This window comes from Kerstersia sp., from assembly GCF_052103615.1.
In the GTDB taxonomy this organism is placed as follows: domain Bacteria; phylum Pseudomonadota; class Gammaproteobacteria; order Burkholderiales; family Burkholderiaceae_B; genus Kerstersia.
Genome location: NZ_JBQEKA010000001.1, coordinates 120,151 through 135,672, shown reverse-complemented (window position 1 = coordinate 135,672; position 15,522 = coordinate 120,151). Strand labels below are relative to the sequence as shown.

At 63.1% G+C, this 15,522-nt stretch carries 16 protein-coding genes; 10 read left to right on the top strand and 6 right to left on the bottom strand.

All coding sequences use genetic code 11. The features are described 5' to 3' along the window. Positions 1-2: 2 nt before the first annotated feature. From ACTJGZ_RS00620 to ACTJGZ_RS00575, 10 genes are all read left to right on the top strand, one after another. A complete protein-coding gene (locus ACTJGZ_RS00620; protein ID WP_441661023.1) occupies positions 3-794 on the top strand; it encodes an aspartate dehydrogenase in 792 nt (263 codons plus the stop codon). Positions 795-831: 37 nt separating this feature from the next. Continuing rightward, positions 832-2,313, top strand: a complete 1,482-nt coding sequence (locus ACTJGZ_RS00615; protein WP_441661022.1) for an aldehyde dehydrogenase — start codon at positions 832-834, stop codon at positions 2,311-2,313. An 18-nt stretch (positions 2,314-2,331) separates the two neighbouring features. Further along, on the top strand, positions 2,332-3,303 hold the full coding sequence (locus tag ACTJGZ_RS00610) for a VOC family protein (RefSeq protein ID WP_441661021.1): 972 nt from the start codon (positions 2,332-2,334) through the stop codon (positions 3,301-3,303). A 69-nt stretch (positions 3,304-3,372) separates the two neighbouring features. Then, a complete protein-coding gene (locus ACTJGZ_RS00605; protein WP_441661020.1) occupies positions 3,373-4,554 on the top strand; it encodes an FAD-dependent monooxygenase in 1,182 nt (393 codons plus the stop codon). Positions 4,555-4,614: 60 nt separating this feature from the next. Beyond that, on the top strand, positions 4,615-4,839 hold the full coding sequence (locus ACTJGZ_RS00600; protein ID WP_441661019.1) for a recombinase-like helix-turn-helix domain-containing protein: 225 nt from the start codon (positions 4,615-4,617) through the stop codon (positions 4,837-4,839). A gap of 81 nt (positions 4,840-4,920) precedes the next feature. After that, complete coding sequence (locus ACTJGZ_RS00595) at positions 4,921-5,991, top strand: Rieske 2Fe-2S domain-containing protein (protein ID WP_441661018.1); 1,071 nt, start codon at positions 4,921-4,923, stop codon at positions 5,989-5,991. 66 nt (positions 5,992-6,057) lie between these two features. Continuing rightward, positions 6,058-7,041, top strand: a complete 984-nt coding sequence (locus ACTJGZ_RS00590) for a PDR/VanB family oxidoreductase (RefSeq protein ID WP_441661017.1) — start codon at positions 6,058-6,060, stop codon at positions 7,039-7,041. Between the two features lie 300 nt (positions 7,042-7,341). After that, complete coding sequence (locus ACTJGZ_RS00585; protein WP_441661016.1) at positions 7,342-8,373, top strand: methionine ABC transporter ATP-binding protein; 1,032 nt, start codon at positions 7,342-7,344, stop codon at positions 8,371-8,373. Beyond that, positions 8,370-9,059, top strand: coding sequence for a methionine ABC transporter permease (locus ACTJGZ_RS00580; protein WP_441661015.1), 690 nt, complete (start codon positions 8,370-8,372; stop codon positions 9,057-9,059). Before ACTJGZ_RS00585 ends, ACTJGZ_RS00580 begins: the two co-directional genes overlap by 4 nt. A 130-nt stretch (positions 9,060-9,189) precedes the next feature. Then, positions 9,190-9,978, top strand: a complete 789-nt coding sequence (locus ACTJGZ_RS00575) for a MetQ/NlpA family ABC transporter substrate-binding protein (RefSeq protein ID WP_441661014.1) — start codon at positions 9,190-9,192, stop codon at positions 9,976-9,978. Between the two features lie 141 nt (positions 9,979-10,119). On the opposite strand, the gene ACTJGZ_RS00570 is transcribed toward ACTJGZ_RS00575, so the two are convergent. The 6 genes from ACTJGZ_RS00570 to ACTJGZ_RS00545 all read right to left on the bottom strand — a co-directional run bounded on the left by ACTJGZ_RS00570 (position 10,120) and on the right by ACTJGZ_RS00545 (position 15,482). Further along, a complete protein-coding gene (locus tag ACTJGZ_RS00570) occupies positions 10,120-10,863 on the bottom strand; it encodes a BON domain-containing protein (protein WP_441661013.1) in 744 nt (247 codons plus the stop codon). After that, complete coding sequence (locus ACTJGZ_RS00565; RefSeq protein ID WP_441661012.1) at positions 10,860-11,453, bottom strand: phosphoheptose isomerase; 594 nt, start codon at positions 11,451-11,453, stop codon at positions 10,860-10,862. Before ACTJGZ_RS00565 ends, ACTJGZ_RS00570 begins: the two co-directional genes overlap by 4 nt. A gap of 167 nt (positions 11,454-11,620) precedes the next feature. Further along, positions 11,621-12,388 carry a Crp/Fnr family transcriptional regulator gene (locus tag ACTJGZ_RS00560; RefSeq protein ID WP_441661011.1) on the bottom strand — a complete coding sequence of 256 codons (768 nt, stop codon included), beginning with the start codon at positions 12,386-12,388 and terminating at the stop codon, positions 11,621-11,623. A gap of 162 nt (positions 12,389-12,550) precedes the next feature. Then, positions 12,551-13,867, bottom strand: coding sequence for an NnrS family protein (locus ACTJGZ_RS00555; protein WP_441661010.1), 1,317 nt, complete (start codon positions 13,865-13,867; stop codon positions 12,551-12,553). Continuing rightward, positions 13,858-14,658: an ABC transporter ATP-binding protein gene (locus ACTJGZ_RS00550; protein WP_441661009.1), complete on the bottom strand. Its 801-nt coding sequence runs from the start codon at positions 14,656-14,658 to the stop codon at positions 13,858-13,860. Before ACTJGZ_RS00550 ends, ACTJGZ_RS00555 begins: the two co-directional genes overlap by 10 nt. 35 nt (positions 14,659-14,693) lie before the next feature. Next, positions 14,694-15,482, bottom strand: coding sequence for an ABC transporter permease (locus tag ACTJGZ_RS00545; protein ID WP_127773002.1), 789 nt, complete (start codon positions 15,480-15,482; stop codon positions 14,694-14,696). Positions 15,483-15,522: the final 40 nt, after the last annotated feature.

Sequence of the window (15,522 nt, the reverse complement as noted above, 5' to 3'; positions counted from 1 at the left end):
CTATGTTACGCATCGCCCTGATTGGTTTTGGCGCCATCGGCAGCGCGCTGGCTGAATTGCTGGCGCAGGAGCCGGCAGTCAGCATCGCAGCGGTCGTCACGCCGGACGACTCGATGGTGGCGCGCCTGGCGGCGGCCTTGCCGGGCGTGCCAGCCGTGCGTCAGGTTCCCTTGGCGGATGTGGACCTGGTGGTGGAAGCGGCCGGCCACGCTGCCGTGATCCAGCATGTGCTGCCCGCGCTGCGTGCCGGGATGCCTTGCATCGTGGCGTCCATGGGGGCGATGGCGGAGCCGGGCATGGTGGAGCAGATAGAGCAGGCGGCGCAGGCCGGCGGCACTCAGGCTGAATTCGTGGCGGGCGCCATCGGTGCCATCGACGTGTTGGCGGCGGCGCGGCTGGGCGGGCTGGCGCAGGTGCGCTATATCGGGCGCAAGCCGCCGCAGGCCTGGCGCGATACGCCTGCGGAGCAGGTGGCCGATTTGGCCAGCCTGACCCAGCCGCAGGTCATTTTCGAAGGAACGGCGCGGGAAGCCGCCCGGCTGTATCCGCGCAATGCCAATGTGGCGGCAACGGTGGCGCTGGCCGGATTGGGGCTGGATGCCACGCAGGTGCAGCTGGTGGCCGACCCGGGCGTGAACGACAACATTCATCGCGTCGAAGCCGCGGGCACCTTCGGCAGCGTCGAACTGAGCATGCGTAACCTGCCCTTGGCCAGTAATCCCAAAACCTCCGCGCAAACGGTTTACAGCCTGGCGCGGGCGATACGCAACCGGGTTGCGGCCGTGGCGATTTAGCGCGACGGCCAACCTTAACGCACCAGGAAGATTCATCATGTATCCAGCGCTTTTGCCTATCAATATTGCCGGTGAATGGCGTCCGGGCCGCGGCGAGGAATACGCCAGCCTGTACCCGGCGACGGGCGAGGAAGTGGCGCGTCTGAATGCGGCCAGTGCTGCCGATGCGGAAGAAGCCATCGAGCGCGCGCATGCGGCTTTCTTGCGCACGGATTGGGCGCGGCGCCTGCCGCACCAGCGCGCCGAAGTGCTGTACCGGGTGGCTGCGCTGATTCGCCAGCGGGCTGAAATGCTGGCGCAATTACAGCGCCAGGACAACGGCAAGCCCATTCAGGAAACCCGCGCCCTGGTCGCCAGTGCGGCGGCGACGTTCCAATACTTTGGCGCGGCCTGCGAAACGCTGGGAGATGTCATTACGCCTTCGCGTGGCGATTACGTCACCATGAGTGTGCATGAGCCTATGGGGGTGGTGGCCGCCATCACGCCCTGGAATTCGCCCATTGCCAGCGACGCGCAGAAGCTGGCGCCAGCGCTGGCCGCCGGTAATGCCGTGATTCTGAAACCGGCAGAGGTAACGCCATTGTTGTCGCTGGAACTGGCGCGGCTGTGTGAAGAGGCCGGTGTGCCCAAGGGCATGATCAGTGTGCTGCCGGGCAAGGGCTCGGTGATAGGCGATGTCATCACGCGCCACCCTCTGGTGCGCCGCGTGTCTTTTACTGGCGGCACCACGACCGGCAAGCATATTGCGGGCATTGCCGCGCAGAAAATGATGCCGGTTTCCATGGAGCTGGGGGGGAAATCCGCCACCATGGTGCTCGATGATGCCGACCTGGATCACGCCGTCAACGGCGTGCTGTACGGCATCTTCAGCAGTTCGGGTGAATCCTGCATTGCCGGTTCGCGCCTGTTTGTGGCGCGTGGCATCTATGACGAATTCATGCAGCGCCTGGTGGCCGGCGCGCAGGCCTTGCGCGTGGGGGATCCCGCTGACGAAAAAACGCAGATGGGCCCGCTGATTACGTCGCGCCATCGCGACAGCATCGAACGCTATGTTGAGATGGGGGTCGCCGAAGGCGGGCAGATCCGCACTGGCGGGGTGCGTCCGGCAGGCCGTTCGTTCGAGCGCGGCTGGTTCTATACCCCCACCATTATCGAAGGCCTGGATAACCAGGCGCGCATTGCCCGCGAGGAAATTTTCGGGCCGGTGCTGGTGGCCATGCCTTTTGACGATGAGGACGCGCTGATCGAGCAGGCCAATGACAGCCTGTATGCGCTGGCTGCCGGGATCTGGAGCCGCGATTTCAAGCGCGCCTGGCGCCTGGGCCGGGCGGTACAGGCCGGCACGGTCTGGATCAATACCTACAAGCAGTTTTCGATATCGACCCCGTTTGGCGGTTGGCGGGATTCGGGCCTGGGCCGGGAAAAAGGCCATGAAGGCATCTTCCAGTACATGGAGCAAAAAAGCATGTACTGGGGCACGAACGAGGCACCGATTGCCTGGGCCAATCCGTCTCACTGAATCAGCAAGGAGCAGAACATGAGCATACTGGGCATAGACCAGATTACCTATGGCGTCGAGGATCTCGGCACCTGCCGGCGCTTCATGCTGGACTGGGGTCTGACGCTGGCCGGCGAGACGCCGGACGAACTCATATTCGAATGCCTGAATGGCTGCCGTGTGGTGGTGGCGGATGCGGCCAAGCCGGGTTTGCCCGCGGGGATTGAGGACGGCCCGACGCTGCGTGAAGTGGTGTGGGGGGTGGAAACCTCCGCCGATCTGGATGCGATTGCCGCGCGTATCGGGGATCAGCCGGGCTTTGTTGATGGCATGGCGGATGGCGTGCGCCGCATCGGCTGCACCGACCCCAATGGGCTGGCCGTGCGTTTGCAGGTGACACGCAAGCAAACGCTGGAGTTGCCGTGCGTGGCGATGAATACCTGGCAGGAGCAGCCGCGCGTTAATCAGCCCGCGCCTATCTATGAGCGCGCCACGCCTATCGAAGTCGGGCATGTGGTCTTTTTTGTTGCCGATGTGGCGCGGACCGAAGCCTTTTACGCCGACCGGCTGGGGTTCAGCGCGTCGGATCGTTACCCCGGCCGCGGCGCCTTCATGCGCTGCTCGGCCGACGGCGGCCACCATGACCTCTTCCTGCTGCAATTGCCCACCGGCAAACGCGGCCTGAACCACGTCGCTTTCACGGTGCGCGACATCCATGAAGTCTTCGGCGGCGGCATGCATATTTCCCGTTGCGGTTGGGAAACTCAGCTCGGCCCGGGCCGCCACCCGGTGTCGTCGGCCTACTTCTGGTACTTCCGTAATCCGGCCGGCGCGTTGATCGAGTACTACGCCGACGAGGATCACCTGACCGCTGAATGGGAGCCGCGCGAGTTCGAACCCGGCCCCACGGTATTTGCCGAATGGGCCATAGATGGCGGTATCGACGGCAATACCCGGCGCCAGAAGAATGCCGACGGCCCGCAGGGCAAGTTCCTGACTGAAAAATCCTGAGCGGCAACAGCGACTCGAAGCCCCTCGACTCGCACGATAACGACTCGAACCACCAAGACGAGAACCATCATGACGACAAACAATCATGCACATTCCAAGCCCATCGTCATCGCTGGCGCTGGGATCGGCGGGCTGACGGCTGCCATTGCCCTGCGCCGCCTGGGCCATGAGGTGCTGGTGCTGGAACAGACCCGGCAGTTCATGCGGGTTGGCGCGGACATCAATCTCACCCCCAACGCCGTGCGCGCGCTCGACGGCCTGGGTGATGACACGCTGAAACAGGCGATCCGCGCCAGCGCCGCCAGGCCCAGCCACCGCATCAGCCGCACCTGGGATACGGGCGAGGAAACCTCGCGCCTGGAAATGTCAGACCAGGCAGAGCGCGCCTATGGCGCGCCGCAGCTGACCATACACCGCGCTGATTTGCTGGCGGCCCTGGCCCAGGCCTTGCCGGCCGAAAATGTCATGCTGGGCGCCAAGCTGGAATCCTTTGTTCAGGATGCTTCTGGCGTGCAGATACAGCTGGCGGATGGGCGTCAGTTGCAGGCGGCTGCGCTGGTGGGGGCCGACGGCATTCACTCTGCCGTGCGCAAGGCCATGTTCGGGCCGGATCAGCCCCGCTTTACCGGTTTTGTCGCCTACCGCGCCGTCGTGCCTGCGGCCCGTTTGCAAGGCGTGCCGAATCTGGGGGCGTTCACCAAATGGTGGGGGCCGGATCATTACACCCAGATCGTCACCTTTCCGCTCAATCGCGGCGAAGACATTTTCATCTTCGCCACGACGGCCCAGGATTCATGGCATCAGGAATCCTGGACGACCCCAGGCCATGCCGATGAATTGCGCGCGGCCTATGCCGGTTTTCATGAGGATGCGCGGGCCTTGCTGCAAGCCTGCGACGAAGTGCTGAAAACCGCGCTGTATGAACGTGACCCCTTGCCGCGCTGGTCGCAAGGCTGCGCGACCGTCATGGGCGATGCGGCCCACCCGATGCTGCCTTTCATGGCCCAAGGGGCCGGGATGGCGATCGAGGATGGCGTCGTGCTGGCGCGTTGTCTGATGGGCACTGATAGCGCCGATGCGGCGGCCATGACCCAGGCGCTGCAACAGTTTGAACAGGCGCGCCAGGAGCGCACCAGCCGGGTGCAGCTGGGGTCGCGTGGCAACAATTGGCTGCGTGAAGGCGGCAATGCCGATTGGGTCTATGGCTATGACGCCTGGTCCACGCCGCTGGATCAAAGTGTGACGGCCTGAACCGCTGCCGCCCGTTTGCGCGAGGCGGCGCCATTATCCAAATAAGAGAAGGAGCACAGCATGCAAGCCGATGACCGTTATCTTGACCCGCACCAGGCCCGTACGCGTCCTGCCACCACTTACGAGGACCTGCTGGGCGATGCCCTGGAGCGGGCGTTCTCCATGGGTATTCATGAACTGGACGGTTTGGTCGAGTACCTGAACCGCACGGGCCCGGTCAGCCCCAGCGGCAAACCCTGGACTGCCGCGAGCTATCAGACCGAAATCAAGACGCTGGCACAGTAACTGCCATTGCGGCTGCGCAGTCGGGCAGCCTGTCCGCCATACCGCGCCGGTTTGCCGGCGCAAGCAAGAAGGAATCGAATCATGCAAACCCTGACTCAGATCGACCCTGTAGAGCAGCTGCTGGAGCAAGGTCTCAAAGACCTCTGGTATCCCATCTGCCCATCCGATTTCGTGAAGGAAACGCCGGTTTCGCTGCGCCGCCTGGGCCGCAAACTGGTGCTCTGGCGCGATGCCACGACATCCAAATTGCATGTGCTGGAAGACCATTGCCCGCATCGCGGCGCGCCCTTGTCATTGGGGGTTGTGCTGGGCGACACGATTGCCTGTCCCTACCATGGGGTGGAAGTGCGCGGCGATGGCGTGGTGACCAAAGTGCCAGGCAGCCCGGGCTGCAAACTGGAAGGGTCGCGGGCGGCGCGCACGTTTCATGTCCGCGAAGTGGCCGGGGCCGTGTGGGTCTATAACGCGTTCGAGCCGGATTGCGAAACGCCGCCAGAGCTGGCGCTGCCCGAGGAATTGACCGACGACGACACCTATTCGCGCTTTCTCTGCTACGTCGAGTGGAAGGGTGACTGGCGCTATGTGAGCGATAACGTCATGGATCCTATGCATGGCACGTTCCTGCACAAGCAATCGCACACCATGTTTGAAGGGGATACCAAGGCCAAGTTTGCCATCCGTGATACCGAGCATGGCTTTGTATTCGAAAAGGAAGGGCAGCGTAACGTCAACTTCGACTGGACCGAGTGGGGCGATACCGGCGCGCATTGGATGCGTCTGGAAATTCCCTATCCGAAGACCGGCGGCCCTGGCGGCAACTTCACCATTGTGTATGGCGTGTCGCCCATCAGCCCGACCCGGTCCGCCGTATTTTTCTGGCGCGTGCGCAAGCTGGCGCCCGGCTGGCAGCGCGATACCTGGCGCTTTCTGTACCGCAACCGGCTGGAAGCGCGTCACTGGGCCGTGCTGGAGCAGGACCGGGTATTGGTCGAGCACATGGAGGCCGACGCCAATCAGCGCGAATCGCTGTACCAGCATGACATGGGGCTGGTGCGTTTACGGCGTTACCTGCGGGCCCAGGCCAAACAGCAGATTCAGGCGCGCGAAGCGGCGCAGGCCAAACCTGCGGCGCGTGCCGCCAGTGTGGCCTGAACCTTGCCCGCCCTGGCGGGCGGACGGGGTGGCACGTTCTCACAACACTGATGAAGAAGCCTTTGCATGAGCACAGAAAAAACCCTGAATGCCCTGGTCCATTCCATTCGCTACGAGGCCGAAGGCATCGTCAGTATCGAATTGCGGCCAGATCAGGCGCAGACACGTTTCCCTGGCTTTGAGCCAGGGGCGCATATCGACCTGCATCTGGGCAATGGCCTGGTGCGCAGCTATTCCCTGTGTCAGCCGGCCGCGCCTGCTGAGGCCAGGCACGACTGCTATCGGGTCGCGGTGCTGAATGACCGCGGCAGCCGTGGCGGTTCGCGTTGGGTGCATGAGCATCTGCGGGTAGGCCAGCGCCTGACGATTTCCGCGCCGCGCAATAATTTCTCGCTGGATGAGGCCGCGCCGCATACCGTGCTGGTGGCCGGTGGCATCGGCATCACGCCTTTGCTGTGCATGTTGCGGCATCTGGCAGCGCGGGGCGCCAGCGTGGAACTCGTGTATTGCGCCCGCAGCCGGCGCGAAGCGGCTTTCATAGAAGCGATTGAAGACCTGGCTGGCGAGGCGGGCGTGCCCGTGTCCTGGCATATCGACCAGGAAGCCGGCTGCCCGCCGGATCTGGCCGGCATGCTGGCCGGTAAAGGGGCGGACACGCATTACTATTGTTGCGGCCCCACGCCTATGCTTGCGGCGTTTGAAGGCGCCTGCGAACGGCTAGCGTACCCGCATGCGCATATCGAGCGTTTTGCGGCGGTGGAGCTGCCGCCCGATGCGCAGGATGGCGCCTTCGAGGTCTATCTGGAGCAATCCGGCCAGACCGTGCAGGTGCCCGCGGGCAAAAGCCTGCTGGATGCGCTGCTGGATGCCGGTGTCGCCTGCGATCACTCCTGCAAGGAAGGGGTATGCGGTTCCTGCGAGGTGCGCGTATTGGATGGCGAGGTCGAACATTTCGACGGCATCCTGAGCAGTGTGGAAAAGGCCTCGAACCAGGTCATGATGATTTGCGTCTCGCGCGCCAAGTCACCCCGTCTGGTGCTGGATCTGTAGCGCCAGCCCCACGTTTTTCTCCGTGATCCCTGGCGGATCTGTCTGACCGGATGAAGGGCGGTTTTCTGCCGCCTGCCATCCGGTTTTTTTTGCCTGGCCGCAGAGGCTGTTGCCAGGCGGCGGTTTTATATCCGGCCGCACGGGTTATTTGCTGTGCTTATTACTTTTTTGGTTCTTAGCTAACAACCAGATGTGTTTTGGGTTTTGCGGCGCTTTTCATGTAATCTGCGCTTCTGCTTCCCAAATAAGGCAAATAGGGGGGCCAAAAGCCTCTTTATGCCTTTTGATGCTATTACTGTTGTGATCCATCTAGAAAATATTGAAAAGGTTTATCCGCCGGCGCCGGGCCGGCAGACTGAAGCGCAGGGCTATCATGCCCTGCGCGGCATAAACCTGCATATCCGCCGTGGCGAAGTCTTCGGCATCATCGGGCGCTCGGGCGCCGGTAAAAGCACGCTAATCCGTTTGCTCAATCTGCTGGAGCGTCCCAGCGCGGGCAAGGTCGTGTTGGATGGCCAGGATATTACCGATTTGCAAGGCGCTGGCCTGCGGCAGTTGCGCCAGCGTATCGGCATGGTGTTCCAGCATTTCAATCTGCTGGCGTCTAGCACGGTGCTGGAAAATGTTTGCTTCCCGCTGCGCCTGGCTGGCTTGCCGAAGGCGGAGCGCGAGCGCCGCGCCGATGAGGTACTGGCCCTGGTCGGGCTGGAGAGTCACCGCGACAAATTTCCCGCGCAATTATCCGGCGGCCAGCGCCAGCGGGTAGGGATTGCGCGAGCATTGGCCAACCGGCCGGAATTGCTGTTGTGCGACGAGGCCACGTCCGCGCTGGACCCGGAAACCACGCAGTCCATCCTGCGTCTGCTGACAGACATCAACCGCCAGCTGGGCTTGACCATTGTGCTGATTACCCATGGCATGGATGTGATCCGCGCTGTCTGCAACCGGGTAGCGGTGCTGGAAGCCGGGCAGGTGGTCGAACAGGGCGATGTGCTGGATGTGTTTCTGCATCCCCAGCACGAGGTCACCCGTTCGCTGCTGGCGGAAAGCGGCCAGGATGCCGATGGCTGGCGCGAACTGGTGCAGCAGGCGGCCGACGGCAGCCGCGTGGTGCGCCTGAGTTTCCGGGGTGAAACCACCCTGACGCCATTCCTGAGCCAGGTCAGCCGCGAGCTGGCGCTGGATTTGTCCATTCTGCAAGGCACGGTAGGCCGCATCAAGGATGAGCCTTATGGGCAACTGGTGCTGGCCGTCAGCGGGGCAGAGGCTGGCTGGCAGGCGCTGGCGGGCAAGCTGGAAGAAACTGGAATTGAATACGAGGTGCTGCGATGAGCGGAGCGGATGTGCAAGGCTTCTGGTCATTGCTGGCTGGACTGGATTGGGAACTGATAGGCTGGGCTACCGTAGAAACGCTCATGATGACGGGCGCTTCGCTGGTGTTCACCGTGTTGCTGGGTTTGCCGCTGGGCGTGCTGTTGTTTCTGCTGAGCCCGGGGCAGATGCTGGAGCAGCGCGGCACCTACCAGACCTTGTCGCTGGTCGTGAACGTATTGCGTTCGGTGCCATTTCTGATTCTGCTGATCCTGATGATTCCCTTGACCCGCATCATCATGGGGTCGGCGCTGGGGGTGCCGGGGGTGATTCCGCCGCTGGTGGTCAGCGCGGCGCCGTTCTTCGGGCGGCTGGTGGAAAACGTCTTGCGTGAACTGGACCCTGGCGTGCTGGAGGCCAGCCGTTCCATGGGCGCCAATACCCGCGAAACCGTTTTCTGGGTGCTGTTGCCCGAAGCGCGTACCGGCATTGTGGCGGCGATTGTCGTCACGGCCATTACGCTGGTCGGCTATTCGGCCATGTCCGGTGTGATTGGCGGCGGCGGCCTGGGTGATCTGGCGCTGCGCTTTGGTTATCAGCGTTACCAAAGCGATGTGATGTGGGCCACTGTCATTATTCTGGTGGCGCTGGTGCAGGCCATGCAGGTCTTCGGTGATGGCCTGGTGCGCCGCCTGCAGCGCCGCTGATGCTTGCAGGCTCTCCGGATGGCCGGGGAGTCATGCCCGCCGCGTCATAAGACGCGAGGGCGCTTGATTTGTCATAAGCCGCTGCCCGTGGCAGCAGGTACCTTTTATCTGGTTTTCAAGGAGCTTCATCATGAAATCGACCCTGATCCGTTCCGCCCTGCTGGCCGCCATTTTTTCCGTGGCTGCGGGCGCTGCCCATGCTGGCAAGCTGACCATCGCTGCCACGCCGACGCCGCATGCTGAAGTGCTGGAATTCATCAAGCCCGCCCTGGCCAAGGATGGCGTGGACCTGGACATCAAGGTGTTCACCGATTACATCCAGCCCAACCAGCAGGTGTTTGAAAAGAACATCGACGCCAACTACTTCCAGCACAAGCCTTACCTGGATAGCTTCAACAAGGATCATGGCACGGACCTGATTTCCGTGGCGCTGGTGCATGTCGAACCCTTCGGCGGCTACTCTAGCAAGATCAAAAGCCTGAGCGAACTGCGCGATGGCGCCACGATCGCGCTGCCCAATGATCCGTCCAATGGCGGCCGCGCCCTGGTGCTGCTGCAGCAACAAGGCCTGATCAAGCTGAAAGATCCGTCGAACATCCTGGCGACCGCGCGTGATGTGGTCGAGAACCCCAAGAAACTGAAGTTCCGCGAACTGGAAGCCGCTACGCTGGCCCGCGTGCTGCCCGACGTGGATCTGGCGCTGATCAACACCAACTACGCGCTGGAAGCAGGCCTGAATCCGCTGGAAGATGCCCTCTTCCTGGAAGACAAGGATTCTCCTTATGCCAACCTGATCGCCGTGCGTCCTGAAAATGCCAGCAACCCCGATATCGTGAAGCTGGTGGAAACGCTGCAAACGCCGGAAGTGAAGGCTTTCCTGGTCGAGAAGTACAAGGGCGCCGTGGTGCCCGCATTCTGATCCGTATTGCGGACTGAAGGGCGGCCAGGCCCGTGATCTGGCCGTCTGGCGGCCATCATGAAAATGGCCCGGCGCATTCGACGCCGGGCCATTTTTTGTTTGCGCGTCTGCCGGGGCATGCCTGGGCAGAGGCAGGCGCAATCAGTCTATCGCCATGACCTCAGGGCCGTTATTGCCAGACGCGGGCAGAGCGCTGCTTGCCGGTGCCGTGGCGGGGGCGGCCGGTGCCGGCGTGCCAGCGGGCTGTGCTTTGTCGGCTTCGGGTGAACCGTTGGCGTTATCCAGCGCAATGGCTTCTTCCGGCGTGACGTAATCGAACAGCTTGATGACTTGCTGCACGCCGCTAACGCGCGCGGCGGCGGCGGCCGCATAGGCGCCTTCGGTTTGGGTGACGCGGCCCAGCAGATACACCACACCGCGTTCCGTCGTGCTGACGATGGTGCGCGAGGGCACGCCCTTGGTGCGCAGCAAGGCCGTGCGCACCTTGGAACCCAGCCAGTTGTCGTCAGTGCGCTGGCCCAGGGTCATGGGTTCGGCCACCACCATGTAGTCCAGCACGCCGCGCACATTTTCTACCTTGCCGATGCGCTCGACAATGTTTGCCTTGGTGGCGGCATCCGGCACTTCGCCGGTCAGCAGCACCTTGCCCATATACACCGTGCTGACCACGCGCACGGAGTCATTGTCGAATTCCTTGACCAGAACCTGATCGGTCTTCAGGTCGATGTTCTTGTCTTCCAGCTGGGTGCCAGCGGTACGGCGGTCGGTTGCCACTAGCGCCGTGCCCGCTGCCGCGCCGCCGATAATTAGCGGGGCGCAGGCGGACAACAGGGTGGAGCTCAGCAGCAGAGCGCAAAGGCAGGCGCGCAGCGGTATCTGTTTCATTCCGGGTCTCCAAGCAGCAGGGCGTCAATGCCATCACAGAGGGCATGCAGCAACACAATATGGACTTCCTGGATACGCATGGTGCGATCGCTGGGAACGCACAGGTGAACATCATCCGTGGACAGCAGATCGTGCATCGAGCCGCCGTCCTTGCCTGTCAGGGCGATGACGCGCATCTCGCGTTCGCGGGCGGCTTCAACAGCCAGCAGCACGTTGGCGGAATTGCCGCTGGTCGTGATGGCCACGAGCACATCGCCGGGCTGGCCCAGCGCCTGAACCTGGCGTTCGAAAACATGCTCAAAACCGTAGTCGTTGCCGACGGCGGTCATGATGGAGGTATCGGTATTGAGCGCGACACCGGCCAGCGGCAGCCGTTCGCGCTCGAAGCGGCCGACCAGCTCAGCGATGAAGTGCTGCGCATCGGCGGCGGAGCCGCCATTGCCGCAGGCCAGGATCTTGCTGTTATTGACCAGTGCGTTGAATAGAATGTCGATGCCCAGCGCGAGCGGTTCGGTCAGCACATCCATGCTGGCCTGGGTAGCGGCAATATTGGCTTCGAAATGCGCACGGACGCGCGAGCTCATGTTCATGTGGCGACTTCCAATGCAAAAACCGGTGCGTGCGGCAGACCACGCGCCTCGCGCGGACGATGCGGCACATCAGGAAGCCACTGTACTACAACCCGACTGTGTCTGTTGGTGAGCATTGCGTAAAGTTTGTGCGGGAACATCAGTTGCAGAAGCATTCAGGCCGGCAGCTAGCGGAAATTGCAGCAGCCGAACAGGTTGCCGCCCAGATCCGTCACCTGGAATTGCTCGCGCATGGCCTTGCCCGGAGAGGGCAGCCCGACGGCCAGATGCAGGGCGTCGAGGTCGAGCAGAATCCAGTCCCGGTTCTTGCCATCCATCAGGCCGGTGCGCTTGAAATGATTGAGCTGGCGCGACAGGGTTTCCGGGGTGATATTGAGCTGGCGCGCCAGCGCATGGTTGGACACCGGGAAATGGATGCGCCGGCTGCGCTGTTCGCGGCAGAGATCCAGCAGATACATGACCAGGCGCTGGCTGGCATTGCCGACGGTGAGGTGGTCGATGCGGTTGACGGCCTGATAAATGCGCGCGGACATGGTGGCCAGCAGATGCATGCAGAATTCGCTGTGCCGGCGCGCTTGCGCCAGCAGCCCGGCGCGGGAAAAACGGTAGAGTGTGGCAGCGCTTTCCGCCTGGGCCGACAGCGGATAAAGGCAGGGGTCGGCAAACATGGCGGTTTCGGCGAGCAGGTCGCCGCCATGAAGAATCTGGAAGACTTTTTCGTTGCCTTCGTGATTGGGGCGGTACAGCCGGATGCTGCCTTCCTGGATCAAATAGAAGGACTCGGCCGGGCCGCCGGTATGGAAAACGTGCTCACCCGCGTGGAAACGGAAGGTGGACGCTTCTGCCGCCAACTGCCGGCACCCTTCTTCCGCCAGCGGCCGGAACAAAGGGTGGGAGGTCAGCGCGGCAAAAGAAATATCGTCAATCGAGGCCATGTCCGTATCGCGGTTGCGAGGCCGCAGCCGGGCCGGGGTGGCGAAGCTGCGCTAGGGATGCCTGGTGGGACATTGATTTTGGCATGAATAGCGGTGCTTGGGTGAGAAATAAGAACTATTCATTGATGGTTGTGATACCAGACAGGGCGGGGTGAGAGCAGGCTATCCGCATTGATGCGAGGAGGCGCCATGTTCATCGCCTGCCGGTTCGGCGCAGCCGTCCAGCCCGTCTGTGCGCGGCTGCGTCAGGATGGGCCAGAAATAGATGGCGTAGGCAGAAAACACGGTGGCCCACAGCAGCCCGGACAGGGCCAGCGTCAGGTGCTGGATGAACGGAGAGACCGTCAGGCCGGCCCAGGCTCGCAATAACGCTGACACGCACAGCGCCATGGCGCTCAGGGGGATCCAGCGCCGCTGATCCAGCCAATGGCCGCTATGGAACCGGCCGGCGATGCACATGACGGCGAAGATGGACAGGCCCATGCCGCCTATCATCAGCAAGTGGCGGCCGGCCGACAGGGCGCCAGGCATACCCAGCCAGTGCGCGCCCATCAGGCCGTAGCCCAGGGCCATGAGCCAGTAACAGGCGTACAGCATCAGCGCCCAGCGGGTGAACAAGGGGCGGCCGACATGCCAGTCATTGAGCAGGTTCAGCATGGCGGCGCAGGCGGCCAGGGCGCACCAGCCCAGCACCGCTGGCGGCGCGTGCAGGAATTCTAGCGCGGCGCACAGGGCAATGGTGAAAATGGCAAAGTTGCGGCGCGGCGGGCGGGCCAGATACAAAGGGGTTTCTGGCAAGGGATCCAGCAGCCGGCCTTCATGGATACGGCTATTGACGATGCGCATGGAAATGCGGCTGGCGGCCACGATGATCAAGGCCATCAGCGCGCCGACGGCAGCATGCAGCCAGCGCATGCTGTCGCCATGCATAAGCGACGCGGCAAAGAAACCGGCCTGCAGCGGCAGCAGGAAAATCAAGCCCCAGGCGAAACCGGACTGGCCGCGCCCGGAGGCGCGCAGCAGCGGCGGCAGGACGGTTGCGGCCAGCAGCAGGCCCAGGGCCAGATTGCAGAGCAAAGCAGGCCACAGCCCCAGCCCGAAAGGCCACAGGGGAGCCGCAAGATAGGCCAGCCTGGCCAGCAGCCAAAGCACGGCCAGAGTGGCTGCCCTGGCGCGCGAGAATGTCGGTGTCTGCGTAAATTCCGGTACAGCGACCAGCAGGAATCCGGCCACTGCGGCCATGCCGTAACCGTAGATCAGTTCATGGGCATGCCAGGCAGTGCCGCCGCCAGGCATGGTTTGGCGCAGCCACGCAAATAGCGGCAGCGGCGTGGCTGAGGCCAGCCACAGAAGCAGCAGCAAGGCGCCGCTGATGGCCGTCAGCAAGAAAAACGGCCGGAAGGCGCAAGTCAGTACCGGGTGCGAGAGTATCGTCCGGAGGCAGCGGGCAGGCCAGGCCTGGGAGGAGTTCAGGCGCATGAGTGTTCCGGGTGCGGGATGGGCGGCAGATCCGTCGCGGGTTCCAGTTCGAAACCTTGGCGTACCTCGCGCAGTTGCATCAGTTCGCCGGCAGTCTGGTAAATCCAGGCGTCATCGCGCAGCGCGCGTGGCGTGGCAAGCGTGTGGGTATAAACGATGCGCCCGGGCGCGGGCGCCATCATGATGATGCGGTCAGCCAGGCGGACGGCCTCCATCAGATCATGGGTAATCATCAGCACCGCGCAGCCGCGTTCATCCACATACTCGCGCAGCAGCCGGTACATCTCGGTTTTCAGGCCGATATCCAGCGCGGAAAAAGGTTCATCAAGCAGCAGCAGATCGGGGTCTATGGCCAGTGCGCGCGCCAGGGCGACACGGCTTTGCATGCCGCCGGACAGTTCATGCGGAAATTTGCGGTAATCGTTGACCGACAGTTCCATCCGGGCGGCCAGCGCAGCGGCATGCCGCATCCTGGCCACCCGCGACACGCCGCGGGCACGCAGGCCCAGCGCGATATTTTCCAGCACGCGCTTCCAAGGCAGCAGCCGGGCATCCTGGAAGACGCAGCCGATGCTGATGGCGCGATTTACGATCTTGCCATGCGACGGTTGCAGCAGGCCCGCCACGATATGCATCATCGTGCTCTTGCCGCAGCCGGAGGGCCCGATCAGCGCGACGGTTTCGCTGGCTTGCATAGCGAAATCGACGCCCAGCAGCGCGTCGGTGAGGGCATAGCGGTGATGAATGCCATGCAGTTGCAGCAAGGGCAGGGGAGCCGTGGCGTGCGGCATGCCAGCCGTTTCCGCGGAGGGTTGGCAAGAGCAGCTCATGCGTGCGGCCTCCAGCGTTCTACCTGGCGCTTGATGGGTTCCAGCAGCAGGTATTCCACAGCCAGCAGCAGGCCCAGAATGGCCGCAATCCAGGAAAGCGTCGCGACGGTATCCAGATGGGAGCGCGCTGCCGCCAGCGCCGCGCCCACGCCGTCAGACGAACTCAGCAGTTCTGCCATCACCACGACTTTCCAGGAGGAACCCAGCGCGGTGATCCAGGCCGGGAAAAGATAGGACAGCATGTGCGGCAGGTAGAGGTCGGTGAGCATCATGTGCCATGGCATGCGATAGGCGCGCGCCATGTCCTTCAGTTCATTGCCCAGCGTGCGCGCGCCTTGCATGGCAGCGGCGAACACAATAGGCACACAGGCGATGAATACCGTGAAAATGGGGGTGAGGTCGCCACTGCCGAACCACAGCATGGCCAGCACCAGCCAGGCGATCGGCGGCATGCCGACCAGCAGCGTGACCAGTGGCCGCGAAGCCATGGCAGCAGTCATGGACAGCCCGGCCAGCAGCCCCAGCAGACTGCCTAAGACCAAGGCCAGCGCAAAACCCGCCATGGCGCGGCGCGCCGAGATAGCCAGGGTTTCCCATGCCGGGAAGGTATCGAGCAAGTGCGCCAGCGACGCCAGAACCGCGCCCGGCGCTGGCAGGATCAGCGGGCCATAGGCCAGCGCCGCCCATTCCCAGGCGGCGGCGAACAGGCACAGGCTGGCGATGGCGCCCCAGCCACTCCAGAGATAGGCCAGCACGGCGGCCAGCAGACGGCGGAATAGAGTCATGACTTAATAGGGCCTGTTGACGCTAAAGAAAGCCTGGCTT